Consider the following 211-nt stretch of genomic DNA (forward strand, 5'->3'; position numbering starts at 1 on the left):
CGATGGCCTCTATCGGTTTCGGCTCGGAACTTTTTGCCGGGAAAGTAATGGGCTTAATTGGTCAAGGGTTAGAGCATCCCAATTATAATCAGTCCCAAAAGTTAAATACGACGTTTTGGACTGTACATGCAGACCATCATGAGCCACGGCACTATGAACTATGCAAAAATGTGCTGACTCGTTTCACTTCATCACAGGATTTAGAGCATAT

General features: G+C 43.6%; 1 pseudogene. It reads left to right on the forward strand.

What is annotated here, in order from left to right:
* Nucleotides 1-211 (forward strand): annotated as a pseudogene (locus LKX83_RS33570) (hypothetical protein); the annotation flags it as partial.

The sequence above is a fragment of the Cohnella baijiui genome (assembly GCF_020731285.1).
Classification (GTDB): domain Bacteria; phylum Bacillota; class Bacilli; order Paenibacillales; family Paenibacillaceae; genus Cohnella.